General features: G+C 47.9%; 19 protein-coding genes. 11 read left to right on the top strand and 8 right to left on the bottom strand.

What is annotated here, in order from left to right; all coding sequences use genetic code 11:
- Positions 1 to 4: 4 nt before the first annotated feature.
- The 4 genes from SPI9445_RS28490 to SPI9445_RS0111705 all read left to right on the top strand — a co-directional run bounded on the left by SPI9445_RS28490 (position 5) and on the right by SPI9445_RS0111705 (position 6840).
- Positions 5 to 3559 carry a PAS domain S-box protein gene (locus SPI9445_RS28490; RefSeq protein WP_164674513.1) on the top strand — a complete coding sequence of 1185 codons (3555 nt, stop codon included), beginning with the start codon at positions 5 to 7 and terminating at the stop codon, positions 3557 to 3559.
- 132 nt (positions 3560 to 3691) lie between these two features.
- Positions 3692 to 5173 carry a cysteine--tRNA ligase gene (cysS, locus tag SPI9445_RS0111715; RefSeq protein WP_017304939.1) on the top strand — a complete coding sequence of 494 codons (1482 nt, stop codon included), beginning with the start codon at positions 3692 to 3694 and terminating at the stop codon, positions 5171 to 5173.
- Positions 5174 to 5277: 104 nt separating this feature from the next.
- On the top strand, positions 5278 to 5472 hold the full coding sequence (locus tag SPI9445_RS0111710; protein ID WP_017304938.1) for a hypothetical protein: 195 nt from the start codon (positions 5278 to 5280) through the stop codon (positions 5470 to 5472).
- A 183-nt stretch (positions 5473 to 5655) separates the two neighbouring features.
- The gene (locus SPI9445_RS0111705) at positions 5656 to 6840 is read left to right on the top strand and encodes an RNA-guided endonuclease InsQ/TnpB family protein (RefSeq protein WP_017304937.1); all 1185 of its coding nucleotides are present in this window, start codon (positions 5656 to 5658) and stop codon (positions 6838 to 6840) included.
- Between the two features lie 44 nt (positions 6841 to 6884).
- Here the strand turns inward: SPI9445_RS0111705 and rseP are convergent, their stop codons facing one another.
- The 5 genes from rseP to SPI9445_RS25260 form a co-directional block, all read right to left on the bottom strand.
- Positions 6885 to 7976, bottom strand: a complete 1092-nt coding sequence (rseP, locus tag SPI9445_RS0111700) for an RIP metalloprotease RseP (RefSeq protein WP_017304936.1) — start codon at positions 7974 to 7976, stop codon at positions 6885 to 6887.
- 102 nt (positions 7977 to 8078) lie between these two features.
- Entirely contained in the window at positions 8079 to 9578 is a 1500-nt protein-coding gene (locus tag SPI9445_RS0111695) for a GAF domain-containing sensor histidine kinase (protein WP_017304935.1), read from the bottom strand.
- 125 nt (positions 9579 to 9703) lie between these two features.
- On the bottom strand, positions 9704 to 10420 hold the full coding sequence (locus SPI9445_RS0111690; protein ID WP_017304934.1) for a GUN4 domain-containing protein: 717 nt from the start codon (positions 10418 to 10420) through the stop codon (positions 9704 to 9706).
- Positions 10421 to 10725: 305 nt separating this feature from the next.
- Entirely contained in the window at positions 10726 to 12450 is a 1725-nt protein-coding gene (locus tag SPI9445_RS0111685; protein WP_083883526.1) for an EamA family transporter, read from the bottom strand.
- A 96-nt stretch (positions 12451 to 12546) separates the two neighbouring features.
- On the bottom strand, positions 12547 to 13365 hold the full coding sequence (locus tag SPI9445_RS25260; RefSeq protein ID WP_017304932.1) for a tetratricopeptide repeat protein: 819 nt from the start codon (positions 13363 to 13365) through the stop codon (positions 12547 to 12549).
- Between the two features lie 136 nt (positions 13366 to 13501).
- Here SPI9445_RS25260 and SPI9445_RS25255 point away from each other — a divergent pair, with 136 nt between their 5' ends.
- On the top strand, positions 13502 to 13987 hold the full coding sequence (locus tag SPI9445_RS25255) for a DUF2752 domain-containing protein (protein ID WP_017304931.1): 486 nt from the start codon (positions 13502 to 13504) through the stop codon (positions 13985 to 13987).
- A gap of 76 nt (positions 13988 to 14063) precedes the next feature.
- Here SPI9445_RS25255 and SPI9445_RS0111670 read toward each other — a convergent pair whose 3' ends face one another.
- Complete coding sequence (locus tag SPI9445_RS0111670; RefSeq protein ID WP_017304930.1) at positions 14064 to 14294, bottom strand: ssr2422 family thylakoid membrane protein; 231 nt, start codon at positions 14292 to 14294, stop codon at positions 14064 to 14066.
- Between the two features lie 115 nt (positions 14295 to 14409).
- On the opposite strand from SPI9445_RS0111670, the gene SPI9445_RS0111665 reads away from it, so the two are divergent.
- Both SPI9445_RS0111665 and SPI9445_RS0111660 read left to right on the top strand, forming a co-directional pair.
- Positions 14410 to 15519, top strand: coding sequence for a glycosyltransferase (locus tag SPI9445_RS0111665; RefSeq protein ID WP_017304929.1), 1110 nt, complete (start codon positions 14410 to 14412; stop codon positions 15517 to 15519).
- Between the two features lie 25 nt (positions 15520 to 15544).
- The gene (locus SPI9445_RS0111660) at positions 15545 to 16498 is read left to right on the top strand and encodes a glycosyltransferase family 2 protein (RefSeq protein ID WP_017304928.1); all 954 of its coding nucleotides are present in this window, start codon (positions 15545 to 15547) and stop codon (positions 16496 to 16498) included.
- Between the two features lie 187 nt (positions 16499 to 16685).
- Here SPI9445_RS0111660 and SPI9445_RS0111655 read toward each other — a convergent pair whose 3' ends face one another.
- Entirely contained in the window at positions 16686 to 17027 is a 342-nt protein-coding gene (locus SPI9445_RS0111655; protein WP_017304927.1) for a translation initiation factor, read from the bottom strand.
- Positions 17028 to 17523: 496 nt separating this feature from the next.
- Here SPI9445_RS0111655 and SPI9445_RS29595 point away from each other — a divergent pair, with 496 nt between their 5' ends.
- Both SPI9445_RS29595 and SPI9445_RS0111645 read left to right on the top strand, forming a co-directional pair.
- Positions 17524 to 21804, top strand: a complete 4281-nt coding sequence (locus tag SPI9445_RS29595; RefSeq protein WP_017304926.1) for an adenylate/guanylate cyclase domain-containing protein — start codon at positions 17524 to 17526, stop codon at positions 21802 to 21804.
- A gap of 26 nt (positions 21805 to 21830) precedes the next feature.
- The gene (locus SPI9445_RS0111645; protein WP_017304925.1) at positions 21831 to 23270 is read left to right on the top strand and encodes an aminotransferase class I/II-fold pyridoxal phosphate-dependent enzyme; all 1440 of its coding nucleotides are present in this window, start codon (positions 21831 to 21833) and stop codon (positions 23268 to 23270) included.
- A 9-nt stretch (positions 23271 to 23279) separates the two neighbouring features.
- Here SPI9445_RS0111645 and SPI9445_RS30520 read toward each other — a convergent pair whose 3' ends face one another.
- Positions 23280 to 23438, bottom strand: a complete 159-nt coding sequence (locus SPI9445_RS30520) for a hypothetical protein (RefSeq protein ID WP_164674512.1) — start codon at positions 23436 to 23438, stop codon at positions 23280 to 23282.
- Between SPI9445_RS30520 and SPI9445_RS0111640 the strand changes: the two genes are divergently transcribed.
- Both SPI9445_RS0111640 and SPI9445_RS0111635 read left to right on the top strand, forming a co-directional pair.
- Positions 23437 to 24354 (top strand): DNA-methyltransferase, encoded by a 918-nt coding sequence (locus tag SPI9445_RS0111640; RefSeq protein ID WP_017304924.1) that lies wholly within the window; start codon positions 23437 to 23439, stop codon positions 24352 to 24354. The two genes, SPI9445_RS30520 and SPI9445_RS0111640, sit on opposite strands and share 2 nt — an antisense overlap.
- Before the next feature lie 160 nt (positions 24355 to 24514).
- Positions 24515 to 25561, top strand: a complete 1047-nt coding sequence (locus SPI9445_RS0111635) for a pentapeptide repeat-containing protein (RefSeq protein WP_017304923.1) — start codon at positions 24515 to 24517, stop codon at positions 25559 to 25561.
- The last annotated feature ends 122 nt before the right edge of the window (positions 25562 to 25683 follow it).

Genomic DNA, 25683 nt, shown 5'->3' with positions numbered 1-25683 from the left:
ACAAATGAATCATTCAAAGCCATTGGACTTTAATTCTTCCTCAGAGACTGTGGAAGTGTCGGACTGTCAGCAACTGCGGATAACCCATCAAGCTTGCTTGGAGTGGGATCATTTGATTGCAACGGTGGCGTTGCGGATTCGTCAGGCGGTGGACTTGCAGGAGATTCTCCAGACGACAACGGATGAAGTACAGAGTTTGTTAGGGTGTGACCGTGTTTTAATCTATCAACTGGACTCGGCCACCGTTACAGTGGAGAAGGTCGCCGATCCTCAATGGTCATTAGTCGGGTGTAATATTCAAGATTCCTGTTTTAGACCCAGCACGGGCTTTTATGACGATCATCAGTTTTCTGCGATCGCCGACCTAACCAGCGCCGACCTCATGCCCTGTTATCGGCAGTTTCTAGAGCGTCTCCAAGTCCAAGCTAAATTAGCCATTCCCCTCTTTAAAGGCTCTGAACTCTGGGGTCTATTAATCGCCCATCATTGTCGCAGTCCCCGACCTTGGGAAACCCTAGAAATAGAAGCCCTACAACAAATTGCCATTCAAGTAGGCATTGCCATCAATCAAGCCGCCCTGATTGCCGAATTACAACAAGCCAAGCGAGACTTAGAAACCGAAGTCGCCCAGCGCACCTTAGAACTCGGTCAAGCCAATGACCAACTCTCCCGACAAAACCAAGCCCTGCAAAATGCCCTAGTCGGCGTTTCCCAACTCGATCGGTCGGGTCATTACCAACAAGTTAACCCAGCCTATGCCCAGATTTGTGGCTACGCACCGGAAGACCTGATCGGTCAACTTTGGACAAACACCGTTCACCCAGATGATCTGCCCCACTTAGAAGCCCAATATCAAATCATGCTAGAAACGGGCAAAGTCGAAGCAGAAGCCCGGGGGATTCGTCCCGATGGCTCCGTGTTTTATAAACAAGTGATCATGATGGCCGACTACAACCATCAGGGGGAAATCGTCGGTCATCGTTGCTTCATGAAAGATATTACGGATCGCAAACAGGCAGAAATTGCCCTGCAAAGTAAAACCGAAGAACTTGATCATTTTTTCTCCGTCACAGCCGATTTATTTTGTATCGCCAATCTAGAGGGCTATTTTATCCGCCTCAATCCTCAATGGGAAAAAACCCTCGGTTATCCCCTGTCCGAATTACTGGGGGCGCAATTTATGGACTATGTACACCCCGACGACCGCCAAACCACCCTAGACGCGCTCAGTCATTTAGACCAACAAGAGAAAATCCTAAACTTCGCTAATCGTTACCGTTGCCAAGATGGATCCTATCGTTGGTTAGAGTGGTGTTCTGTACCCATGGGCGATTTAATCTATGCCGCCGTCCGAGATATTACAGATCGTCAAGAAACCAAAGCCCAACTTCAGAATCTCTCCACCCGTCTCTCCCTTGCCCTACAAGCGGGGAAAATTGGCACTTGGGACTGGGATTTTAGTCCTCGTGTCATTTGGGATGATCGGATGTATGAACTGTTTGGGCTAGAAAACTTAGGTCGTGAAGTGGTCTATGAAGATTGGGCAGATTTAGTCCATCCCGATGATCGTCTCCCCATTGCCACCGCCCTCCAAGATGCCCTCAATGGCGAACAGTCCTTTGATATGGAATTCCGTGTCCAACGCCCGGATGGGGTGAAATTGTGGATTCAATCCACCGCCTTAATTCAATACAATAGCCAAGGGGAACCTGTGCGGATGACGGGGATTAACTACGACATCACCGAACGCAAACAGGCACAACTAGCACTTCAACAAAGTGAAGCCCAGTATCGGACGATTATTGAAACCACCTTAGAGGGAGTTTGGGTGTTGGATGCCACCGATCACACTAGCTTTGTCAATGGACAAATGGCGACCATGTTGGGCTACAGCCTACAGCAGATGATCGGACAGCCTTTTTTAAGCTTCATTGATTCCGAGGATCAGCCTTTGGTGGAAAACTATCTCCAGCAGCGCCATGAGGGGATGAGTGATCAACACCGCCTGAAGTTCCGCCGCCAAGATGGAACAACACTCTGGGCTGTGGTTTCCTCCACCCCCCTGTTAGACAGTCACCGTCAATATAACGGCTGTATCAAACTGGTGACGGATATCACCCAACTGGTAGAAATCCAGAAAGCCCTACAAATCTCTGAGGCACAATTAGCGGGAATCCTCAATAGTTCTCTCGATGGGATTATGGCTTTCCAAGCTTTGCGCGATGAATCGGGACAGATTGTAGATTTTATTTGGTTATTAAGTAATCCGATGGCTTGTGAATTGGTGGGGCGTTCTGCGGAGCAATTAATCGGTCGAAAATTATTGGTAGAAATGCCGGGGAATAAAACCGACGGTTTATTTGATGCCTATGTGCAGGTGGTGGAATCTGGGCAACCCTTCCAGCATCAATTTCATTATCAACATGATGGCATTGACTGCTGGTTTGAAAACATTGCCGTTAAACTGGGGGACGGTTTTACTGTCACCTTCCGCAATATCACTCAAATTAAGCAATCGGAAAGAACCCTGCAAGAGATGAATGAGGAGTTAAATCAACGGTTGGCGGATCTCAAAGAGCGGAATCAAGAGATGTTGATTTTGAGTGAGATGAGTGATTTTCTCCAAGCTTGTACCAGTGTGGAAGAGGCGAGTCAGGCGATCGCCTATTTAGTTAAACCTCTGTTTCCCAACTGTTCGGGTCATTTATTCCTGACCTGTGCTTCCCGTAACCGTGTGGAGACTATCGCCCAGTGGGGAGAACATCATCACTCCCTGACGGAATTTCCCCCTAAAGACTGTTGGGGACTGCGCCGAGGTCGCCCCTATCCAGTGGATGTGAAACGCTCTGGCCCTCTGTGTTCCCACATTGTTCATCGAGAGGGATTGGGGATGACGTTGTGTATTCCTATGGTGGCCCAGGGGGAAACGTTGGGGTTATTTTATCTGGGTGCAGAATCCTCTAATTCTCTCCCGGAAGCCAAGCAACAATTAGCGCGCACGGTGGCGGAACAATTGAGTTTAGCGCTGGCGAACTTGAACTTACGGGAAACCCTACAACACCAAAGTATCCGGGATCCCCTCACGGGATTATTTAATCGTCGTTATCTCGAAGAAGCCTTTAATCAGGAGATGTTGCGCGCTCAACGACATCAAAATCCCATCGGGGTGATTATGCTCGATATTGACCATTTCAAGCAGTTTAACGACAATTACGGTCACGACGCTGGGGATTTTGTTTTAAAAACTGTGGCAGAAGTTCTAAAAAATAGTGTCCGAGGCTCCGATATTGCCTGTCGTTATGGAGGGGAGGAAATGACGCTGATTTTGCCGGAATCTTCCCTAGAAACGGCTCAAGCGCGGGCTGAAACCATTCGTCTCACTATTAATGACCTACAACTGAGCTATCAAGGGCAATTTTTTCATTCCCTCAGTGCTTCTTTCGGTGTGGCTACGTTCCCCCAACACGGCACAACGGCCACGGCGGTCATTCAAGCGGCCGATGCGGCGCTGTATCGGGCGAAGGCGGCCGGGCGAAATTGTGTGATTGTTGCACCGTGAATTGAGTCTGGGAGTGGGGAACAGGGAATCGGAAACCGTAATCAGTTGTAGGAGAGGATATCGGGAATTCCCCCGACTGCTATATAATTCAAGAGCTTGCCCTTGGACTTCACTGGATTCTGAAAACGTCCCATGACTATTCGTGTTTACAACAGCTTAACCCGCCAAATGGAAGTATTTGAACCCATCGAACGAGGTATAGTGCGGATGTATTGCTGTGGGATTACGGTTTATGATTACTGCCATTTAGGTCATGGGCGAACTTGTTTAATTTGGGATGTGGTGCGTCGTTACTTGCAGTGGCGGGGTTATCAGGTGCAGTATGTCCAGAATTTTACAGACATTGACGATAAAATCCTCAATCGGGCGAAGAATGAGGGGGTTTCGATGGAGGAGATATCGGAACGCTTCATTGAGGCTTATTTTGAGGATATGGAGGCTTTACAGGTGGGTCGGGCGGATAGTTACCCTCGGGCGACTCATACCCTAAATGGGATTCAGCGCCTGATTACGGAGTTGGAACAAAAGGGGTTCGCCTATGCTTCCCGGGGGGATGTTTATTATGCGGTGCGGCGGTTTGAGGATTATGGGAAGTTGTCGGGTCGCAAGTTAGAGGATTTACAAGCGGGGGCCAGTGGCCGGGTGGAGACGGAAGACCCGGAGGTGTCGAAAAAACGAGATCCCTTTGATTTTGCTTTGTGGAAGGGGGCAAAACCCAGTGAACCGGCTTGGGAGTCTCCCTGGGGGGCGGGTCGTCCGGGGTGGCATATTGAATGTTCGGCAATGGTGCGTGAGGGGATGGGGGAAACGATTGATCTCCATGTGGGGGGGGAGGATTTGAAGTTCCCTCATCATGAGAATGAAATCGCCCAGTCGGAGGCTGTGACGGGGAAACCTTTGGCGCGCTATTGGCTACACAATGGCATGGTCAAGGTGGGGGGGGAGAAGATGTCTAAGTCGTTGGGGAATTTCACGACGATTCGGGATTTGTTGGCGCGTCCGGTGCATCCAATGGCGGTGCGGTTGTTTGTTTTGCAGGCGGACTATCGCAAGCCGTTGGATTTTACGGATGAGGCGTTACAGGCGGCTACGAATGGCTGGCAAACGTTACAGGATGGCTTGCTGTTTGGCTATCAGTATGGGGAACAGTTGGGCTGGCGGGTGAATGGGGAAGATATTGCCTATCGGGGAGGGAATGTCCCAGTGGCGGAGGTTTGGATTGAGCGATTTAGTGATGTGGTGGATGAGGATTTTAATTTTGCGGGGGGATTGGCGATTTTGTTTGAGTTGGCGAAGGAGTTACGCAAGGAACGGAATTTGTTGACTCATGAGGGGAAAACGGAGGTGAGTCCCCAACGGTTAGAGGTGCAATGGCGGATTCTGGTGACGTTGGCGGGGGTATTAGGGTTTAAGGCGGATTGGGGGGGGCTGGAAACTCCGACGGGAGGGGGATTGAGTGATGGGGAAATTGAGGCGTTGATTGCCCAGCGTCAGGCGGCACGACGGGCGAAGAATTATCCGGAGGGCGATCGCATTCGGGATGAGTTGAAGACCCAAGGGGTGATTCTGGTGGATAAACCGGGGGGAATCACAACCTGGTATCGAGAATCCTAATTCGGTTAAGTTCTGTAAGGCTTATCAAGTTTTGCAGAAATTGTCAAGGGTTTGGGGTAAAATGGGGGGGCGCTGTTAATCCATCACAAGGTAGAAGACAGGTTATGAGTCCTAGTGTCAGTGCAATTGCTGAGGGTATCCGCTTTATTCCTGCACCTCCTCCTACGGATCCATCAATTCCCCCCTCGATTTTTGGCATTGAGTTGGAAGGCGATCGCGATGTAGAATGGCAATGGCTGAATCTCCCCAATGGTCATCGAGTGGTAACAGGCTATCGGGTCGTTCGGCGAAGACCTTAGTCTTGGAAGGGGGGCGGCATTTTTAGCTCTCGCATTTTTGGTTCTCCTTGCCCCCCATTGTTATCTTGATCGTCGGAAGAAGACCCTCGATTTTATCGACGGGATGAATTACGACATATTACAACAGTATCCCCCGAATTGTAAAATTGTGCTATAATCTTAGTCACAATGAGCAAGAATTGAATGCTTAACCTTACTTACAACTATAAGATAATTCCAACCAAAGAGCAGACAGAGAAGATCGAATTAAATTTAACTGTCTGCCAATCTGTTTGGAACTATGCTTTGGCTCAAAGAAAGCTTTGGTATAACAGTCGTAGTTGTCAGGTCAACGCTTGCTCTATTCGTTCTGAATATATTGTTGCTCCCTTTGAATATCCTAACTACCCTACTCAATCTGCCAATTTAACCCAAGCTAAAAAGACTAACGATTTCCTTAAGTCTGGTAATGCCCAAGCGATGCAGCAAACATTGCGGAAATTGGATCGGGCGTTTAACGACATGAAAAGCAAGGGACTAGGTTTTCCTCGCTTCAAAAGGAACATGAAGTCTTTTAATTTAGTTAGTAGCAGAATTGAAGTCAATGGTAACAAGCTAAAGATGCCTCTATTGGGGGAAGTTAAGTTTGTCAAGTCACGGGATATTCCAGAGGGTTTTAAGATCAAACAAGTTCAAGTAATCAAGAAAGCATCGGGTTACTATGTCAACTTAGCAATTGAGCTTGATGTTAATATCCCAACCCCAATACCTCATGGTCACGCTTTGGGGATTGATGTTGGGATTCAAAGTATGCTGGCAACTTCCGACGGTTTGATTCTTCCTAGACCGAAGTTTTTAGATAAAGCACTGCGTAAGATTAAATTACTACAAAGAAGGCTTAGGAATAAAAACAAAGGTTCTAATAAATGGCAGAAGCTACAGCATCGGATCGCTCTATTACATGAAGCCGTAGCCAACAGAAGAAAGGATTACCATTTCAAGTTAGCCCATCAACTCTGTGATGGAGTCGGGATGGTATTTGTTGAAGATATTAACTTCACAGCTTGGAGTAGAGGACTATTCTGTAAGCAGTCTCTAGATATAGGTTTAGGTCAATTCTTTACTATCTTGCAATATGTTTGCTCTCAAACGGATACATATTTTGCCAAGGTCAATCCAGACTATACCTCTCAAGTTTGTCCTGAATGTGGAACCCATACAGGTCAGAAAGAACTCTCTCAAAGGGTTCACTCTTGCTCTGAATGTGGCTACACCGTGGATCGGGATGTTCCTGCTTCAATGATAGTAAAACAGCGTGGATTAACTGCGGTCGGTGCGCCCGTGGTCAAACAGCCCAGTCATGGCGTTCTGTCGGGGACTTCGGTCTAGATAAGAGTCTATATGGGAATCCCTCGCTTTCAGCGAGGGGAGGTTCAATGAAACAATTGTTGGACGACGGCTAAATTGGCGGTGTCACGAATAATTAAAAACACGCCCAAGCCTAATAACAAGACAAATCCGGTTTGCATGATGCCGTCCTGAATCCGGGCGGGTAAGGGTTTCCCTAAGAGTCCTTCAATTAATAAAAAGGCCAGTTGTCCGCCATCTAAAGCAGGTAAGGGCAAAATATTAATAATAGCCAAATTAATGCTAATCAGTGCGCCAAATTGGAATAAACTCCCCGCGTCAGAACTGGCTAAATTTGCGCCAATTTCCACAATTTTAACCGGACTGGCCACTTGACCTGCGGTTTCGCCAAAGTTGCTCACCAACTGCATAAACCCGCCTAAAATTAAGTTAGTCAGACGTTGGAATTCATTGCCACCAACGGCAAAGGCTTCCCCAATACTGTTGGGGTGACGGTGGGTGATTTGACCGTTGGGGGATAGGACAACGCCGATTTTTCCTTTGCCATCGTCTGACCGATGGGGGGTAACGGTTAAGGCTAAGGTTTCTTCTCCCCGTTGAATGGTTAAATTAAGAGGTTGTTCTGGGGAGGTTTGAATCCGATTCATTAATAAACGGACAGCTTCTTGAGAGGCGTTGAGGGTTTCGTTTTCGACTTTTAGGATAATATCCCCGGCCTTCATGCCTGCGGTCTGGGCGGCTGTCACTTCTGTGGTCAGGACTTCCGGGACGACGACTCCGGGTTTATAGTCAAAGTCCGGTAGGCCAAAGGTTGCTACTTGGGTGACGAGGAGGAAATAGGCAAAAATTAAGTTCGCAATCACCCCAGCACTGATGACAATGGCACGGTCTAGGATGGGACGATTGCGGAGGAGGTTGGGGTCGTCGGGGGGGACGTCGCTGTCGGGGTCGTCGTCGGGGAAGCCAACAAAGCCGCCTAGGGGAATAGCACAGACGGTGTATTCTGTGACTTTACCCCGATATTTGAGTAAGGCGGGGCCAAAACCAATGGAAAAACGATTAACGTGAATATTTTGTAAACGGGCTGATGCAAAGTGACCCAACTCGTGGACGATGATTAAAACAACCAAGACTGCGATCGCGGCCAGAACGGACATAGCTTTAAAAATAAATTTGCTTTACATTACTCAAAACTCCAGTCTAACAGGAATCCTCCTTCAGTGTGGGGTGAGCGCCCGCCAATCTTGACCCCTCGGCGGCTAGTTTTCGGTTTTTTGTTCCAATTGGGGCAGTTTGAGCAGATAACGATAACCTAATTCTGGGGTACCCTGTACGGTAATACTGCCCCCATGTAACTCAATCAAGCTACAACAGAGTAGTAACCCCAACCCCTCTCGTGAGGCTAAGTCAAGTTCTTGGGGATGTTCTTCTGGGGTAATGGCTGCCCTCAGCATGGGGACACTATTATGGCTTAACAGCGACGCACTGGTTAACTCTTGACTAAGACTGGTGCCGTTCAGGTTGTTATCCTGTAGCGTGGGTTCAGGATCTAACCAAGGATGGGAAGTCCAGAGGGCTATCTGGAGATGGGGGGCGGCGAAGGTTTTCCCAGTGAGACGGGAAACATGAATTTCAATTTGGCTACCCGGTTGGGCGGCACTCAGTAAACTAAAGATCAGGTAATAAATCCCCTGTTTAACTTTCTCTTTATCCAGTAACCAAATGCGATTCCCCGGTTCTACGGTGAGGTGAATCTGTTGCTGTTGTTGTTCGGTGAAGGATTGCAGGTTGGAGACAGCCTGTTGACAGATCATCTCGATATCGACTGCGCTTAACTGGAGTTGACGATTTTTCTCGTCTAACACTTCCAGACCTAGAATTTCCTCAACGAGGGCTAATAAATTTTGACCACTGCGGTAGATAATCTCAATATACTCCCGTTGTTTGGGGGTCAGGCTGCCATAAACGCCCTGTTCTAATACCCTCGCCATGCCCATAATTGAGGTGAGAGGATTGCGCAATTCTTCGGTTAAGGTGGCTAATAACTTGACTTTCAGAGTGTCTACAGTATTTAACGACAAATTGGGGGTTTCTGCTAACACTCCTTCGGTTATTGCTAAAATATCTGAACTATATTCTTCGGTTGTCCAGCCTGCACTGCCTTGGTTCGTTTCTGGGAGGTCTTCTCCAGCTTGAGGAGGACTGAGGGGCATTATTTGGCTGCGTTCGTACTCACTCATGCACCAACGGGCGGTTAGATGTAAAAACTCAATCTCGCGCTCGGCAAAAGACCGGGGCTGGAGATCCATAATGGTTAGAGTGCCGATACATTCGCCGTCTTGGGTGATTAATGGCACGCCCAGATAACTATGAATGCCGTAGTGTTGAAAGAGGATACTACGGGCAAAGAGGCTATCTTGAGCGGTATCCTCAATCACCAGAGGCTGGTGTGTGTCGATGATATATTGACAAAAGGATTCGATTAAGGGGAGGCGGCGAGAGTTGGCTAAGTCACTCATTAAGCCGACATGGGATAACCCTACGGTGGATTTGAGCCAGAGTTGCTCTTTCACCAATAAATTCAGGGTACTGATAGGGGCGGTGAGGAAGCGGGCGGCCGTTTGGGTGGCTTCATCAAAGATAGGAACAATGTCGCTGGTCAATAATCCCAATTGACGTAAGCGTTCTAAACGCTGTTGTTCTCGCCTATGAGAGGTTAGACCATCTAAACGGCAAAAAAGCCGAGTATTTACGTTCACTGCACTACTCCCGCATCTCAAATTAGCTGTTACCATCACGGCTGATTAGAACTTAAAAAGGGCGTTCTTTGTGGTTATTTTTAGTTTTCCCGGTTTGTGGCGGAAAATCACTCAAATAAGGAGGATTAGCTTGCCCAAGCGGGATGTCTGAGGATGGCTTCAAAGGTACGAACGCCCCGTAATTGATTGGAGAGGGGTAAGTGACCTTTGGGGGCGCTGAGATCCCAGATAAATTCGTTGGGGTAGCGGGTCCAGTTGTTGTCTTTGCGCCAGCCGATTTTATCCCAGAGTTTGGAGAAGTCTTTCCCTTGGGCTAACCATAATTCTCGTTGGATGGAGTAGCCAAATTTGCCTTCTGAGTAGGTTAACCAGAGGGTGTTGACGGTGTGAAAGTCGGTGACGGGGATTTTATCAACTTCGGAGAAGTACAACCATTTGCGGTTTTGGGCGGCTTCTCCGGCGGCTTCACAGAGTTTTTGCAGGCTGAGGCGATCGCCTTCTAGAAATTCTTGGGCTATCAGGTGTTGGGCTAAGGGCTGATAGTCTACTTGACGATCGGATTTAAGGGGGACTAAACCACTAGGCAGATAGTTACGCAAAAAATTCTCGGTGGCGGGGGTTTTGGCGGCGTAGAGGGTTTGATGAATCTTGCCGAGGAGGGGGCTGGGGGTGATTTGGGGTTGTTCGCGCCAATAGTCCATTAAGTAGGTCAGTCCAGTATCTCCGGCCTGGGCAAGTTGGGCGATCGCGCTGTACTGTTTTTGGGTCTTCCCAGAGGTCAGTTGCTGCCGCAATGCCTCAATATCGCGTTTTTCTGGGGAGGGAGTGTCTTGGGGTGTCATCTAGCTTTTTCGGTGTTCTCAGTCTTCCTTCTTTCCAGAATACGCTGATTGATGACCCTCTTCAATTGATATGTGGGAACAGGAGAGGGGGAGCAGGGGAGCAGGGGAATAGTGGCTAGTGAATAGCCACTACTCTTGACTATTGCCAACTCCCGATTCCCTAGGGCGCAAGCATTGCGCCCCTACACCGACTCCGGTCACTGAGCAAAGTCGTTCTCTACGAGACGCTGCGCAGCAAACGCGTAGCGTGACCTAGGAAAGTGCCGACTCCCGATTCCCAACTCCCGACTCCCCATTCCCCCAAATCAGCTTTCCCGCAAACGTTTAAACGCTAAAGCCACTACCCCCCCAGTAATCAAACAAATGCCGCCTATTTCCTGCCAATTCAAACCCTCTCCAATCAACAGGAAAGCGAGGATGGAGGTGAGAACGGGTCCGGTGTTGGCAATGACAGAAAAGAGGGCGGCACCAGCCCAGTGGATGCCGAAATTCTGGAATAAATAACTGCCCAAGGTGGTGAGGCCTAGGAGAATTGCCGCAATGAGTAAATGGGGTAACAAAGCCCCATCAAAGCCAATGTCGGGGACGATTTGCCAGAAAAAGAGACTCCCTAAACCGGAAAAAATCAGAATGAGGAAAAACTGAATCAAGGTGAAAGGAGCGGGATTAATGTCTTTAAAGCAAAGCTTGGTAAAAATGACACAGAAGGCAAGGGTGAGGCCAGAACCTAGGGCGGTGAATACTCCCGTGTAGGATAGGTTAATTGTTGCACCAAAAGGAAAGGCAATGATGATCACCCCTAAAAATACCACTAGGCTCATGCCAATGGTGAACGAGGTTAGGCGATCGCCAAAAAAGACCCGAGACAAAAAAATAGTAATAATGGGGTAGGTTAGAATCAAGGTCGTAACAACCCCGGTTTCTAAATTCCCAAAGGCAATATAAGCAAGGGTTTGAGAGACAAACAAAAAGAAGGCACTCCCGAGAACATTCCGCCACAGACGGTTTTTCTTGCCGCTAAACAATTGCCCCAAATCCTGCCAAAAAGGTTGAGCGCCAATTTGATAAATATTCGTGCCAATTGCCCCCACCAACGGCACTACCACCATCATCCGTAACCAGAGAATCAAGATAGAGTTGCCCAGACTAGGGCTAATAATCCCCCCCACTTCCCAAACCCCTAACACGGTACTTTTAAACAAAATCGTGCGGGTAATAATATTTTGTAGCCCAAAGGCGAGACAGGAGAGGAGCGCAAAGAAAATCCCGATCCGGATTTGTTGCGCAGGGGGGGGAGTGCTGGGAATCGAAGCGCCGGGAGTGGAGGGAGAGAGGGGGGCTTTTTGGGGGCTAGAAGGGGCGGGAGAGGGTTTTAGGGGTAATCCTCCCAATTGCTCGACTAAACCCTGTACAATGGCTTCTCCTTGCCGTTCTAGGTGCTGCATCCGGTTGAGTTGCTGGGAGATGGTGCTTTGATAGCTGTTTAAGTCTTCTTGGATGGCCTGAAAGGTTTGGTGAATAAAGGCCTGTAGAATCACTTCCCCCTGAGACTCCATGCTGTGCATCCGACTGAGTTGTTGGGAGAGGTTGCTTTGATAGCTGTTTAAGTCCTGTTGGAGGGTGTGGAAGGTTTGGCTTAGGGTGCTGTCGAGATGGGTTAGATTGGCGTAGGGATCCCCCTTGGCCGAGGAGGCAGCAAGGGCGGCGGGATTGGCTTTGAGCCGTTCTTTTAGCTCACTGGTGAGGAGTTGAGCAAATTGTTTCGCCCAGAGTTGTTGCTGGGCTAGTTGTTCATGGGAAAGGGCTTCTTGACGTTGACTTTGCCAGTGGTGGTATTGAGCGCGGAGATCCTCTATTTCTTGAATGAGTCGGGATTTCTCGCTCTGTAGCCATCGGACATCCTGATTGAGTTGTCCACTAATATCTTGCCGTAGATGCTCAATTTCTCGGGTTAAGGCCTGAAGTGCCTCGTCTGTGTAACGGGGGCGATGGGTGGGGTCTTTCCCGGTGGGTTGTTCCGATGGCATCATTTTTTAGGAGAAAACTAGATATTTCTCGACTTTTAGGAGAAAACTAGATGATCTTAGAGGAAATCTGCTCTGAAAAAAACTTTCTACAGAATCTCTTTAGAATAGGAGCAGGGTTAATTCTTGTTGGTATTTTTGGGTTAGGGGGTGTTGATTGCCGAGGAGGGAGAAGAGGGATAAGAGGGCTTTTTTCGCTCCGTCGTTGCGGTATTGGCGATCGCACTCCACAATCTCCAGAAACCCTTGTAAAGCCTTCTCATAGTCCCCAGAGAGGGCATTCTGAGCCGCTTGGGCAAACTTTTGATCCAGTTCCCCGGTTCCCCCCTCTTGGGCGGCTGTGGTCAACTCAATCAACAAGCGCACAGACTGGACTTGCTGGGCATAATCCCGATCTGATGAATCAATGGTATTTAACATTTTTTGGGCGGCTTCGGGTTGATTCACTTGCAGGAGAAATTTAGCCGCCTCGATGGCCACTAAAGCACGATCAGGAAACTGCTCGAAAAGCTGATCATACTGTTGTTTCGCTAGGGGTGCATTGCCTTGGGCGATCGCCTCTTTAGCGGCTTTTAGCCCCAACTCTAGGCTAGACTTGAGATTCAACTGAGCCAACAACTCGCGAATTTTCCCCTCCGAGGCCGCCCCCACAAAGCCCGAAAAGACTCGCCCTTGTTGCACCACTCGCACATCCGGCACTCCTTCCACCCCAAACTGACTCGCCAACTCAGGATTCTGGTCAATATCGACTTTTGCTAAGATAAAGTCGTATTCTTGTACCAACTTTTCCAATAGCGGTTTTAACACTTGGCAAGGCCCGCACCACGTCGCGAAAAAATCCACCAGTACGGGTTTTTGGTGGGATTGTTCTACCACTTCGCTGGTGAAGTTGTCCGTATTAACTGTAATTGAATGACCCATAGTTCCAGCTTAAATGACTTGGCCGTAAAGTCCCAACTATAGCATTTTCATGATCTTCCTCCGAGAAACCCCATCCCCTCCTGGGGGGTTAACGAAGGCTTGTTAGAATGGGGGTGTTCTTTAACCGACTAAAACGGTGATTTCTTTCCATTTTGAGCCTTCCTCTTTAAGTTCAACGGAAAAACGCGATCGCCTCCTGAAACTCTCCGTCGTCTCTTCCCCTATCCTTGGGGCTTATTTCTTTTCTACCGGGGATCTTTCTTCTCCCTTTGCTTGTCCTCTACGGGAGTTCACAGGCATCCCCTGCCCCGGATGTGGCCTCACTCGTTCTTTAATGGCGATCGCCCAAGGCCACCTTTCCCAATCCCTCTCCTACCACATTCTAGGGGTTTTCCTCTTCCTTTTTCTCGTCCTAGCCTTGCTCTACTTCAGCGCCGAACTCATTACAGGACACCCCCTCAAAATCTCACTCAGCGGCCCCTTGCAGCGTCATAAACGCCTCCTTTTTCCCCTGTTAGGTCTTTTCCTTCTCAGCTACCACCTCGCCCGTTTAGCCCTGCTGTGGCAGTCTGATCAACTCCTCCCCGCTATCTTAAACTCTCCCTTGGGTCAGTATTTTTAACAGGATTGTTCACAAAATTTTGTACAATTTCTCACCCTCCCAGCCGGGCAACCTTGGGACAAGTTCCTTTTTCCAGCTAACGCATAATTGAAGTTAAAATAACAGTAATCGTCGCACTAGCAATTAACGTAAACGCTAATTGAACCACCCACTGGGTCGCTTGTTGATAATTACTAAATTTTTGATCAAACTGCTTAACATCTGTCGAGAGATCATTGACTTGACTCGAAAGGGCTGCCAATTGCTCAAGCACATCGCCCAAAGTAGGCTCTCGTTCTGGTGTTGCTCGTTCTGGGGGGGATGTCATCAGAGTATCTCGCTTGGTTTCTTCTATTTTATCAGAAGACACTTAAGATTTTTTGCCTCTCCCCTCCAATCAAAACTATAATCCTAAAAAGGGTCTGAAGCGGGAGGGATAATCCATGAAGTTAGAGCAACCTGATGTCGCCTTATTCTTGCGTTATTTGGGGGGAGGGGGAGCAGAACGAGTCATGTTGAATCTAGCTCAAGGCTTACTGGATGAAGGGTTAAACGTAGACCTTGTTTTAGGGCAAGCATGGGGACCCCATTTAGAAAAAATCCCCTCAAAACTGAGATTGATTAACTTAGATTCTGCCTCCGCTTGGCAGATTGTTTTTACTTTAAGAAAATATCTCAAAACCGAACAACCCAAAGCCCTGCTTTCCGCCCTCCACTATAGCAACGAAATAGCCATCTGGGCGAAACATTTAGGGGGAATTTCCACGAAAATTATTGTTTCTGAACATAATACTTTTTCCCAAGCCATTCAACATACAAGCCCCTCTAAAAAGTTCTTATTACCTTGGTTTGTGCGTTATTTTTATCCTTGGGCAGATGGTATCGTTGCCGTGTCCAAGGGAGCAGCCGAGGATTTAGCCCAGAATACAGGTTTAAAGGGCGATCGCATCCAAACCATTTACAACCCCGTGATCACCCCAGAATTGCAGCAAAAAGCTCAAGAACCCCTCGATCATCCTTGGTTTCAACCCGGAGAACCTCCTGTTATTTTAGGGGTAGGGAAACTGGAAACCCAGAAAGATTTTCCCACCCTGATTGAAGCCTTTGCTCAAGTGCGTCAAACCCAAGCAGCACGGTTAGTTATCCTAGGATGGGGACCTGAGCGCGATCGCCTCGAAACCCTCATTAAAGACCTCAATTTAAGCCAAGATGCCGCCCTATTAGGCTATGTTGACAACCCCTACCCCTATATGGCACGCGCCGCCGTCTTTGTGTTATCGTCGCGCTGGGAAGGTCTACCGACTGTCCTAATTGAAGCCATGACTGTTAACACCCCCGTTGTTTCCACCAACTGTAAAAGCGGTGCGGCTGAAATTCTCGCCCAAGGTGAATATGGTGATCTCGTACCCATTGGAGATAGTAAAACAATGGCCCAAGCTATCTTACAAACTCTTAGCCAAAACAGTCCGACCATTGATCCAGCTTGGTTAGAACAATTTAGCCAAACCAGAGCCACCCAAGAATATTTAAAAATTTTAATTCCCCCATCTTGAACACTAAAATCTAACTTTATTCATAATGAATCCCAAGGTTTCAATTATTATCCCAGCTTATAATACAGAACAATATATTACTCAATGTTTAGAATCGGCTCTCAATCAAACTGAGCAAAATATTGAAATCATCTTGATTAATGATGCTTCAACCGACCAAACATTAACCTTAGTGGAAAAATATCCAGATTCGCGCTTAAAAATAATCAAAAATGAGGTCAACCGAGGGGCAGGATATTGTCGAAACCAAGGGATTCAAGCCGCCCAGGGAGAATGGATTGTTCCCTTAGATTCCGATGACTGGTATGCACCAGAACGGATTGAGAAATTATGGCAAGTTGCCCAAAGAGAAAACGCGGATCTCGTCGCCGATAATTTATATTTTATCCAAGACGAAAAATATGATCCTAATGCGACTTTGTTTTCCGTAGCCAAGGACGAATTTAGTCAAACCAGAGAGATCGATGTCCTAACCTTTATTGATCTCAATCGAAAACCCGGCAAAATTAGTCCTCATTTAGGTCTAACCAAGCCATTAATAAAACGCTCTTTTTTGCTAGAAAATTCCTTAGCTTATGAGGCAACAGTAACCCCGATAGAAGACTTTCTTCTTTATACCTTGTGTTTATTAAAAGGAGCGCGGTTTATGATAATTCCAGAAGCTTACTATTATTATCGCCGCTCACGTCCCGGTTCAGCGTCAACCTTCCGCAAAGTCAAAATATTAAATCAATTTTGTGCCGTCAACCGTTACTTACTAGAACAAGATTCAGTTCAATCTAATCCTGCCCTAAAAAAAATAATCGACCAGTATTTAAAAGAAGTTGAACAAGAGAAAGATTATTATAGTATCATACAACCGCTTAAAGAACAGGGGGTTTTAAAAACCTTACTCAAAACCCTAAGCAATTTTAAATTACTGCAATTAACCCTCAAACAAATTCCTTATATTCTCAAACGGCGTTTTTCTCAAAATTGAAAGTCAGTGAAAGGGAATTAGATGGGGTTTGCTGAATAAACCTCTAAGCAGTGTTACTAGGACTTTTAGCGGTTTATACCAAATTAAATAGACTGGAGGGCAAAAACCGGAATTTCCCCTGTTCCTTCCCGTTCCCTGTTCCCTTGACTTCTAACAGCGAGAAACTGCCCGGTTTTAGGGATAACGATTAACCGCCACTAATTTTGGCACGATATCCCTTTTGGGTTAACAAGGCGAGGAGTTTCTGTTTATGATCCCCTTGGATTTCTAAGGTGTTCTCCTTCACCGTGCCACCTGTGCCGCACTGGGTCTTGAGTTCTTTCAGCAGATCCGCTAGAGTGTTAGCTTCACACCGAAACCCACTGATCACCGTCACCGTTTTTCCTTTGCGTCCCTTGCGGGAGGCTTGAATGAATAAGGTTTGCTGGTGGGCTGGTAAATCAGGCCGTTCTGTGTTTGGGGTGCTTGGCGGCGTATTCTCACGAGTAGAACCAAATTCTTGGTAAACGATCCGTTTTTTTGCGGACATATTAGAATTTTCCTTGAATGTTTGAGGAATTTAGTCGTGAACTGCCCCACCCTGCCATTGGCGAGGATGGGGCTTCCTGATTCAACGGGAAGAGCATTTAGCAAAACCGAAATTTTACCAGTTTGTCTTATATTCCCTCCCCAGAAAGCTTAAGAAATGGTGTTCCTCTGGGGGAGAGACTGGCCACCCCCTCCTCTAGAATACAGTTTACGGGTGGACTAGCCACTGGATTCCTTCGTCTTGGAGGAGGCACTATTCGGCGATTCTCGTTCCGAGACGCTTCGCGAACGCACCCACAAAATTAGGGAAACGGTAAGTTACTATGAGAACGAGACGGAAATGCTGCCAGTCCCCCTGAACGGAGAAACATACTGTCTTGTTCAGTCTTAGCAGAGTTGTAGTCAATGGCATGAAAACCTACAACAATCTACCCAGGCCCTGTTTTGTGCATCTCCTAACCCTAGTGTGCCAGCAGTAACGTGCGAGTTAGCCCAACATGACAGATTCCTCCACTGATTCCCCAAAAGGAAATATTCTGGTTGTTGACGACACGGCGGCTAATTTGCGGCTGTTAGTTGATATGTTAAGTCGTTCGGGTTATCGAGTCCGTCCCGCACTTAACGGAAAACTCGCTATTTTAGGCGCCCAGGCTAAACCCCCCGATGTGATTTTGTTGGATATTATGATGCCGGAGATGGACGGTTATGAGGTCTGTCAACGCTTAAAAGCTGACCCTAAAACCCAAGATGTTCCGGTGATTTTCCTCAGTGCCTTAAATGACAGCTTAGACAAAGTGAAAGCCTTTGCGGCTGGGGGAGTGGATTACATCACTAAGCCATTTCAACAAGAAGAAGTCATCGCCCGGATTGAGAATCAATTACGGGTGCGCCATCTCTCCCAGCAAATTCTGAGCCAAAATCAGGAGTTAGAACGCTTTAGTCAAAGCTTAAAAGAACTGCAACGGATTAATTCTCAAAGCTATGAATCCTTCGAGGTGCTGTGTCAAGATTATTTAGCCACAGGTTGTAATATTCTGGGGCTGACCACCGGAGTGATTAGTCGGGTAGGTCGTCAAAACTGTGAGATGATCTCTCATTACCATTCTCGTTCCGAGACGCTTCGCGAACGGGAGGGGGAATTTCCACCCGACCCCATTTTATCTTCCCTGAGTCAGTCCTCCTGTGCCTTAGTCGTTGACCAAAAAACCACCATTCTCCAATCCAGCCAAAAAAACCCAACAGAGGGAGAGAATCCCGAGGAAAACCCCCCCTATTTTTACTTAGCGACACCCATCTGGGTCAATGGGGCGATTTATGCCACCCTCGCCTTTTCTGCCCCCGAGGAGCGCGTTTACTCCCGACAAGAAATTGAAATTGTGGAGTTGATGGCGCAAAGTTTGGGCAAAATTATCAAGTCCCATGAGTTGGAGTTACAGCGTCAACAAGCGGAAGAAGAAGTTAAGCTCTTATTAACCATTAGTCAAGCCATTAGTGATGCACCTTCCTTTGAGAAAGCCTTAGAAATTGCCCTGAATCAAGTGTGCGAAAAAACAGGCTGGATTTATGGGGAAGCTTGGGTAGAAAGTGCCGATCATACGGCTTTAGAATGTCGCTGTACTTGGGTTCGTCGTCACTTGCCAGAAGAGTTAGGGGCGGCGTTAGGACGGTTACAAGAGTATAGTCAAGCCCTGTTATTATTGCCCGAGGATGAAATTCCGGGGCAGATTTGGCAATCTCAACAGTCCCAATGGGTGACGGATGTTTCTCAGTTGGAAAATGATACTTTTTTGCGCTTGGAGCTAGCGAAAGAGGGGGGCTTAAGGGCAGCCTTTGGGGTGCCGATTTTGAATTCTCAGAATCAAGTCTTAGCGGCCCTGATCTTTTTTATGGTGGAAGCGCGAGAACAGGATGAGCGCTTGTGTCAGTTGGTGAAGGGGGTGGCCGCCCAGTTGGGGCAGGTGATTCAACAAAAACAAACCGAAGCCGAGTTACGGGGCATTTTCGCGGCTATGACGGATCAGGTGTTATTGTATGACCGGGCAGGGGTCTGTTTGAAGGTTGCACCGACGAAAAGCCAAAGTTTAACCCATCCCCCCGATTGGTTGCCGGGGAAAACCGTGCGGGATATTTTCCCCAAGGAAATCGCCGATTTAATGCTAGACACCCTGCATCGGGTGTTAGATGAACAGGAAGCGGCTACTATTGAGTATCACCTAGAACAAACTAACCCAGAAAATGACCCTTTAGACCCCTTGCCCCTGACCTCGGGATCTTTATCTCTGTCTCAAGACCTCTGGCTGTCGGCGACCATATCTCCCCTGAGTGAGGATATTGTGATTGTAGTGGCGCGGGATGTGAGCGATCGCAAAGCCACTGAGGCCGCCCTCCAACAAAGTGAACAACGCTATCGGGAGATGGTGGAAGCGCAAAAAGATGTCCTAGTGTGTCGCTGGAAACCAGACACGACTCTGACCTTTGTCAATCAATCCTATGCCAACTATCAAAATGCTGACCCAGACCAATTAATTGGCAGTAAATTTGTGGACTTCCTTGACGAAACCAGTCGTCAGGAGTTTAGCCCCTATTTAGAGTCCTTATTAACTCATCTGGGTCCGGATACCCACACCAATCAAATGCGTTCGGGAAGCGGTCAATCCCACTGGTTTAGCTGGACGGATCAGCCCATTTTTGACCAAAACGGCCACTTTATTGAGTTTCAATCGTTTGGCGTTGATATTACCGCTCAGAAACAACGAGAACAAGCCCTACAACTGATTGCCCAAGGGACGGCCGTCACCACAGGAAACGAGTTTTTCCGCTCCTGTGCGCGTTCCCTCGCTCAACTGATGCAGGTGCGTTATGCCATGATTACCCAAGTGGTCAATCCTGAACGCACCCGGGGGAAAACCTTGGCCTTTTGGCTCGGGGAGGATTTTGGCGAAGATTTTGAGTATGACTTAATGGACACCCCTTGTCAGTTAGTGATGGAGGGCTATATTGCCTATCACCCGGAGAATCTACAGGAAGAATTCCCCAATGATTTGGATTTGGTGAATCTGCAAGCTCAGAGTTATTTAGGCATTCCCTTAAAAACCAAGGAAGGGCTAGTGATTGGCAACTTGGCGATTTTGGACGTGAAACCTCTGCAACGTCAACGGGAACAGGAGTTAATTTTAGAAATCTTTGCCGCTCGTGCTGGGGCGGAGTTGGAACGGAAACGGGCGGAGGAACGCCTGCAACAACGGGCGGCGACGGATAATTTATTGAGTAATATTGCCCGGGCGTTTATTGACCAAGGGTTAAAAGTAGCTATTGAATTTACGTTAGATGCGATCGCCACCTTTACCCAAGCCGATCGGAGTTTGCTCTTCCGCTACGATGGCACCACCAGTCAATACAGCCTTTCTGCCCAATATATCGGCCCGGACATTACCCCCTTTGAAGCTGAAGATTTCCGTTTAACCGGATTGTTTGTTTTGCTAGAATCTCTGCTAATCAATCAAGATTTGTTAGTCATTGGCGATCGCCATCATCTCCCCCTCAACGCCGCCCTCGAACAACAAGCCTTAGAACAAGCTGACTTAAATTCTGTTCTCATTGTCCCCATGGTCTACGGTGGAGTGAGTGGAGCCGTCGCCTTAGCCAATGTCCAGCGACCCAAAACCTGGACCGACGACGATCAACAATTACTCAAATTTGTCGGGGAACTCATTGCCATTTCCCAAGCCAAACACGACGCAGAGGAAGCCTTACAAGAAAGCGAAAGTCAATATCGCACCCTTTACAATAACACCCCCGCCCTCCTCCATTCCTGTGATGCGAATCTACGCATTATTAGTGTTAGTGACTATTGGTTAGACTTCATGGGCTACCAACGGGAAGAAGTCATCGGCAAAATGTTTGTTGATTTCATGACCAGCACCGCCCGCCGTTACGCCCTAGAAGCAGGAATTCCCAGTTTTTTAAAAACAGGTAACGCCAAAGATGTCCCCTATCAACTGCGCAAGAAAAACGGCGATATTGTAGATATTTTACTGTCAGAAATTATTGAACATCATGCCAGTGGACGGGTGAAACAATCCCTTGCTGTCCTGATTGATGTGACCGAGCGCAAACGGGCTGAGGCGGCCTTGCGTTTAGCCCAACAACAATCCGAGCGATTACTATTAAATATTCTGCCCCATCGTATCGCCGATAAACTCAAACGAGATTCCGGCTCGATTGCGGATCAGTTTGAATCTGTGACGATTATTTTTGCAGATTTAGTGGGCTTTACTCCCCTCTCAGCGAAAATGTCGGCGACGGAAATTGTTAATTTGCTGAATCAAGTCTTCTCTTTGTTTGATAAATTAGCTGACTGGCATGGTTTAGAAAAAATTAAAACCATTGGGGATGCTTATATGGCGGTGGGAGGTTTACCCATTCCCCGGGAAGATCACGCCGAATCTGTGGTTGATTTTGCGCTGGATATTCAGAACGCCATCGGTAGTTTTCAACTGGAGAATGGTGAGCATTTAAGTCTCAGAATTGGCATTAATACGGGGCCTGTGGTGGCGGGGGTGATTGGGATTAAGAAATTTATTTATGATTTATGGGGAGATACGGTTAATGTGGCCTCTCGCATGGAATCCCAAGGCCAACCGGGTCAAATTCAAGTGACCAAAGAAACCTATGAACGTTTAAAAGATCGGTATTTGTTCGCGGAACGTGGGGAAATTGATGTCAAAGGTCGGGGTATGATGACTACCTATTGGTTATTAGGTCGTAAGGCTGATTAACACTTTTTCCCCAAGCCCCAAATCAAATGGATTTTCCCCTAATTCGGCAACTGAAACACCTCGGCCAACATCCCCACGCGCCCTTTTATGCGCCCGGTCATAAATTGGGGCGGGGGATGGGTGCGCCTTGGCGGGAGTGGTTGGGGGAGGAGGTGGGACGGGCGGATTTTCCGGAGTTGCCCGAGGTGGGGAATTTGTTTGGGACGACGGGGGCGATCGCCAAAACCCAACACCTAGCCGCCCAGACCTTTGGCGCACAGGAAACGTTTTTTTTGGTCAATGGGTCTACTGGGGGCATTTTAGCGGCGATTTTAGCCACTTGTGGGGAAGGGGAACGCCTGCTGCTTCCCCGCAATGTGCATCAGTCTGCCCTCCACGGTTTAATCCTTTCGGGAGCAATGCCTGTGTTCATTCAGCCGGAGTATGACCCCGGGCGAGATGTTGCCTATGGGGTCACTCCTGAAGCCGTGGAGGGGGCGTTAGGGGAGTATTCCGATATAAAAGCTGTTTTGGTGGTCTATCCGACCTATCAGGGCATTGGGGGGGATTTGGAAGCGATCGCCAACATCACCCATCATTACGGTGTTCCCCTCCTGGTAGACGAAGCCCACGGCGCTCATTTTGCCTTCCATCCCGACTTACCCCCCTCCGCCTTATCCCTTGGGGCGGATCTCACGGTGCAATCCACCCACAAGGTCTTAGGGGCCTTGAGTCAGGCCTCCATGGTTCATGTCCAAGGCCCCCGCCTTGACCGCGCCCGTTTAAATCATGCCCTAAGATTAGTTCAGTCTACCAGTCCCAATTCCCTACTCTTGGCCTCCTTAGAGAGTGCCACCTATCAGATGGCTACCGAGGGGGAAGCGTTGTTAACTGAAACCTTAGCCTTAGCCGCCCAAGCCGAGGCCGCTATTGCCACGTTACCCAGTCTGAATCGTGTAGACTGGCCAACTGTGCCACGTCCGGGCTATCAATGGCGCGATCGCACCCGTTTAACCGTCTTCCTCCAACACCTCGCCCTCACTGGCTTTGAAGCCGACGAAATCCTCCAACAGCTTGGCGTTATCCCAGAATTACCCCTAGAAAAATCCCTCACCTTCATCCTCACCTTCGGCAACACCCCCCAAGATATTGAGGCCTTAATCTCCGGTCTAGAGTATTTAAGCGCCACCTTCCCCCCCCAAGACCCCTCCCCTCCCCTGATTTTACCCTCACCCCTTCCTCCCCCCCGTCTCACCCCAAGGGAGGCCTTCTTTCGTCCCAAAATAGCCCTCCCCATCGCCCAAACCATTGGCCGCATCTGTGGCGAGTCCATCTGTTGTTATCCTCCCGGAATTCCCCTCTTAATGCCGGGGGAAGAAATCACCGCCACCGCCTTGGCCGCCCTTGAGCAAGTGTTACATTTAGGGGGGGAAATTATTGGTTTACAAGATGCCAATTTTGAGACATTGTTAGTTGTGAATTGTTAAGATATAGCGTTAATAGTCACGAACCCGCCTAGGCGCGATTGTTAACTCATTATCCACAAAAATGACGGATTCTCTTACTCCTTCTAACAAGGATTCGCGATCGCTCAGTTTGTCTTCTGGCGACCATTCCCATCCTGTTAGACCTGATAAGCTTAGAGGGAGGGACATGATTGCTTCTGAGATAGTTGGTCAAAGACTATCTATTCATGCCAGTCCTCAAAACTATCGTCTCCACTTTGATCATCCCCACGGCAAACTCTATCAGGGAGATGCTATTGATTGGTTATCCTCTCTAGAGTCGGAATCCATTGACTTAATTTTTGCCGATCCTCCCTACAATCTAAAAAAAGCCCACTGGGATAATTTTGCCAGTCAAGAACAATATATTGACTGGTCTTTAAAATGGATTGAACAAGCCGCACGAATTTTAAAAAAACAGGGGACTTTGTATGTCTGTGGTTTTTCCGAGATATTAGCGGATCTCAAACATCCCAGCATGAAATTTTTTAAATCATGCCGATGGCTGGTCTGGCACTATAAAAATAAAGCTAATTTAGGTCATGATTGGGGAAGATCCCATGAAAGTATCTTGCATTTCCGCAAAACCCCAAAGGTTCGTTTAAATATTGATGATATTCGCATCCTCTATGGAACGCATACTTTAAAATATCCCTCTCACCCTCAAGCAAAAACCAGTCAATATCATCAAGAAAAAAAGGGTCAAGATGTTTGGCAACCTCATCCGAAAGGAGCAAAACCTAAAGATGTTATTGAAATTCCCACTACTTGTAATGGGATGAATGAATCAACCCCTCATCCTACCCAAAAGCCGGAAGCTTTATTAAGAAAATTTATTCTAGCTTCATCCCAAGCAGGAGACACGGTAGTTGACCCATTTTCCGGGTCTGGCACAACGTTAGTTACAGCAGAACAATTAGGGCGTAGGTGGTTAGGCTGTGAGCTAGATTTTCAATATAATATATGGGCAATGGATCGACTGGATCAGGTGCAAAGGATGAGCGTGAAAGAATGGATTCTGTATGACAAAAAAATAGCCGAACGTAGGGCGAAAGCTCGTCAATAGGCAAACGGCAATAATCATCAATTATCAATCATCTATTATCAATGCCCTCTATATCCCGATTCCTGACTCACTAATCACTCTTGCCTATTCCCTATTCCCCACTCCCCCGGATATGCTATGGTAACAGCGTTGCTCTACATTTTGATCCGAAGCAATTCCTATGTCGAATCTTCCCGCCTTAGAGTTCCACAATCCCTATCCCGACGCGGTTAATTTAGCACTCCTCCCCCTAGCCACCACTGGGGAATCGCCCACTAAAAGGGAATTAGGAGTTAAACTAACCTTTGGTCAACAGTGGACAGAGTTACTCAATGGTCGGGTCAGATTTGGCATTAAAGGCGGGATTGTAGTTCTAGAAGGCGATCGCACCCCCCCTAGCCCAGCCCCCTCCCCACTAGCTCTCCAACAGGGCGAAGAAAAGCTATCCGTTGCCCTCTCCATAACCTTTGTTGAAAACAGTTCTCCCCTTCAGTGGATCTGCTCCAGTCAACCCTATTACGCCATCCTCCAAGGCACCAGCCAGCCCTACCCCCTAGGCCATTTTCCTCCCAATATCCCAGCCCTTACCCTTCGTTTTACCCCCGCCCCCAGTCAAATCACCCTCACCGATGCGGAAAACCTCTGGCGACACGATATTAGCCCCAACAAACACGCCATTTTAGAGCGGGTGCTAGCTCGTTTCCTAGCAGAACACTGGGCAGATACCCCCACCCCCGAAGCCCTAAATAAATTAGACCATTACCGCCAAACCATCTTAAGCGCTAACACCGATCACATTCTGCCATTAGCGGAGTTAGTGGCACTCAATCCCCTAACAGATTTTGCTGGGGGGAACTTCTTAGCCACCCAACTCAATGGCGTAGATTTAAGTGGGGCGCAATTGAGGGGAATTAACTTACGGGGGGCCGAGTTAAATGATATTGACATGAGTGAGGCCGACTTACGGGGGGCTAATTTAAGCGGGGCGGATTTAAGTGGGGCTTATTTGAGTGATAGTGACTTAACAGGTGCAGACTTACACCGCGCCAGTTTAGCTTTAGCCAATTTGGTGGGGGCGAATTTCACTCAAGCAAATCTAGCCGAAGCGAATATTAGTAACACTACATGGCACAGCGCCATTTTAAAAGCGGCTCAAGTTAGCCACCTCGTTGGGCTAACAGAGGAAATGCGACAGTATTTTGTCGAGCAAGGCGCTGTGATGAATTAGGGGCGACATCGGCCTCCGTTCCGGCTTGATAAAGCCTCATGAAAGGGTTTAGATGTTTTTTTGTCCCCTAGTAAATATACTACAATCGTGTTACAGAAATATAAAGAGAGGAAGGGAACAAT

Source organism: Spirulina subsalsa PCC 9445, assembly GCF_000314005.1.
In the GTDB taxonomy this organism is placed as follows: Bacteria; Cyanobacteriota; Cyanobacteriia; order Cyanobacteriales; family Spirulinaceae; genus Spirulina_A; species Spirulina_A subsalsa.
The sequence above is the reverse complement of the archived record's forward strand: the minus strand, read 5'-3'. Positions and strand labels throughout refer to the sequence as shown.

Excerpts from the sequence above, each read along its gene's own strand:
- SPI9445_RS0111705 (WP_017304937.1), top strand. The coding sequence starts at position 5,656 with ATGCTTAACCTTACTTACAACTATAAGATAATTCCAACCAAAGAGCAG.
- SPI9445_RS0111710 (WP_017304938.1), top strand. The coding sequence starts at position 5,278 with ATGAGTCCTAGTGTCAGTGCAATTGCTGAGGGTATCCGCTTTATTCCT.
- SPI9445_RS0111640 (WP_017304924.1), top strand. The coding sequence starts at position 23,437 with ATGATTGCTTCTGAGATAGTTGGTCAAAGACTATCTATTCATGCCAGT.
- SPI9445_RS25260 (WP_017304932.1), bottom strand. The coding sequence starts at position 13,365 with ATGGGTCATTCAATTACAGTTAATACGGACAACTTCACCAGCGAAGTG.
- SPI9445_RS0111665 (WP_017304929.1), top strand. The coding sequence starts at position 14,410 with ATGAAGTTAGAGCAACCTGATGTCGCCTTATTCTTGCGTTATTTGGGG.
- SPI9445_RS28490 (WP_164674513.1), top strand. The coding sequence starts at position 5 with ATGAATCATTCAAAGCCATTGGACTTTAATTCTTCCTCAGAGACTGTG.
- rseP (WP_017304936.1), bottom strand. The coding sequence starts at position 7,976 with ATGTCCGTTCTGGCCGCGATCGCAGTCTTGGTTGTTTTAATCATCGTC.
- SPI9445_RS0111670 (WP_017304930.1), bottom strand. The coding sequence starts at position 14,294 with ATGACATCCCCCCCAGAACGAGCAACACCAGAACGAGAGCCTACTTTG.
- SPI9445_RS0111645 (WP_017304925.1), top strand. The coding sequence starts at position 21,831 with ATGGATTTTCCCCTAATTCGGCAACTGAAACACCTCGGCCAACATCCC.
- SPI9445_RS29595 (WP_017304926.1), top strand. The coding sequence starts at position 17,524 with ATGACAGATTCCTCCACTGATTCCCCAAAAGGAAATATTCTGGTTGTT.
- SPI9445_RS0111690 (WP_017304934.1), bottom strand. The coding sequence starts at position 10,420 with ATGACACCCCAAGACACTCCCTCCCCAGAAAAACGCGATATTGAGGCA.
- SPI9445_RS30520 (WP_164674512.1), bottom strand. The coding sequence starts at position 23,438 with ATGTCCCTCCCTCTAAGCTTATCAGGTCTAACAGGATGGGAATGGTCG.
- SPI9445_RS0111660 (WP_017304928.1), top strand. The coding sequence starts at position 15,545 with ATGAATCCCAAGGTTTCAATTATTATCCCAGCTTATAATACAGAACAA.
- SPI9445_RS0111685 (WP_083883526.1), bottom strand. The coding sequence starts at position 12,450 with ATGATGCCATCGGAACAACCCACCGGGAAAGACCCCACCCATCGCCCC.
- SPI9445_RS0111655 (WP_017304927.1), bottom strand. The coding sequence starts at position 17,027 with ATGTCCGCAAAAAAACGGATCGTTTACCAAGAATTTGGTTCTACTCGT.
- cysS (WP_017304939.1), top strand. The coding sequence starts at position 3,692 with ATGACTATTCGTGTTTACAACAGCTTAACCCGCCAAATGGAAGTATTT.
- SPI9445_RS0111635 (WP_017304923.1), top strand. The coding sequence starts at position 24,515 with ATGTCGAATCTTCCCGCCTTAGAGTTCCACAATCCCTATCCCGACGCG.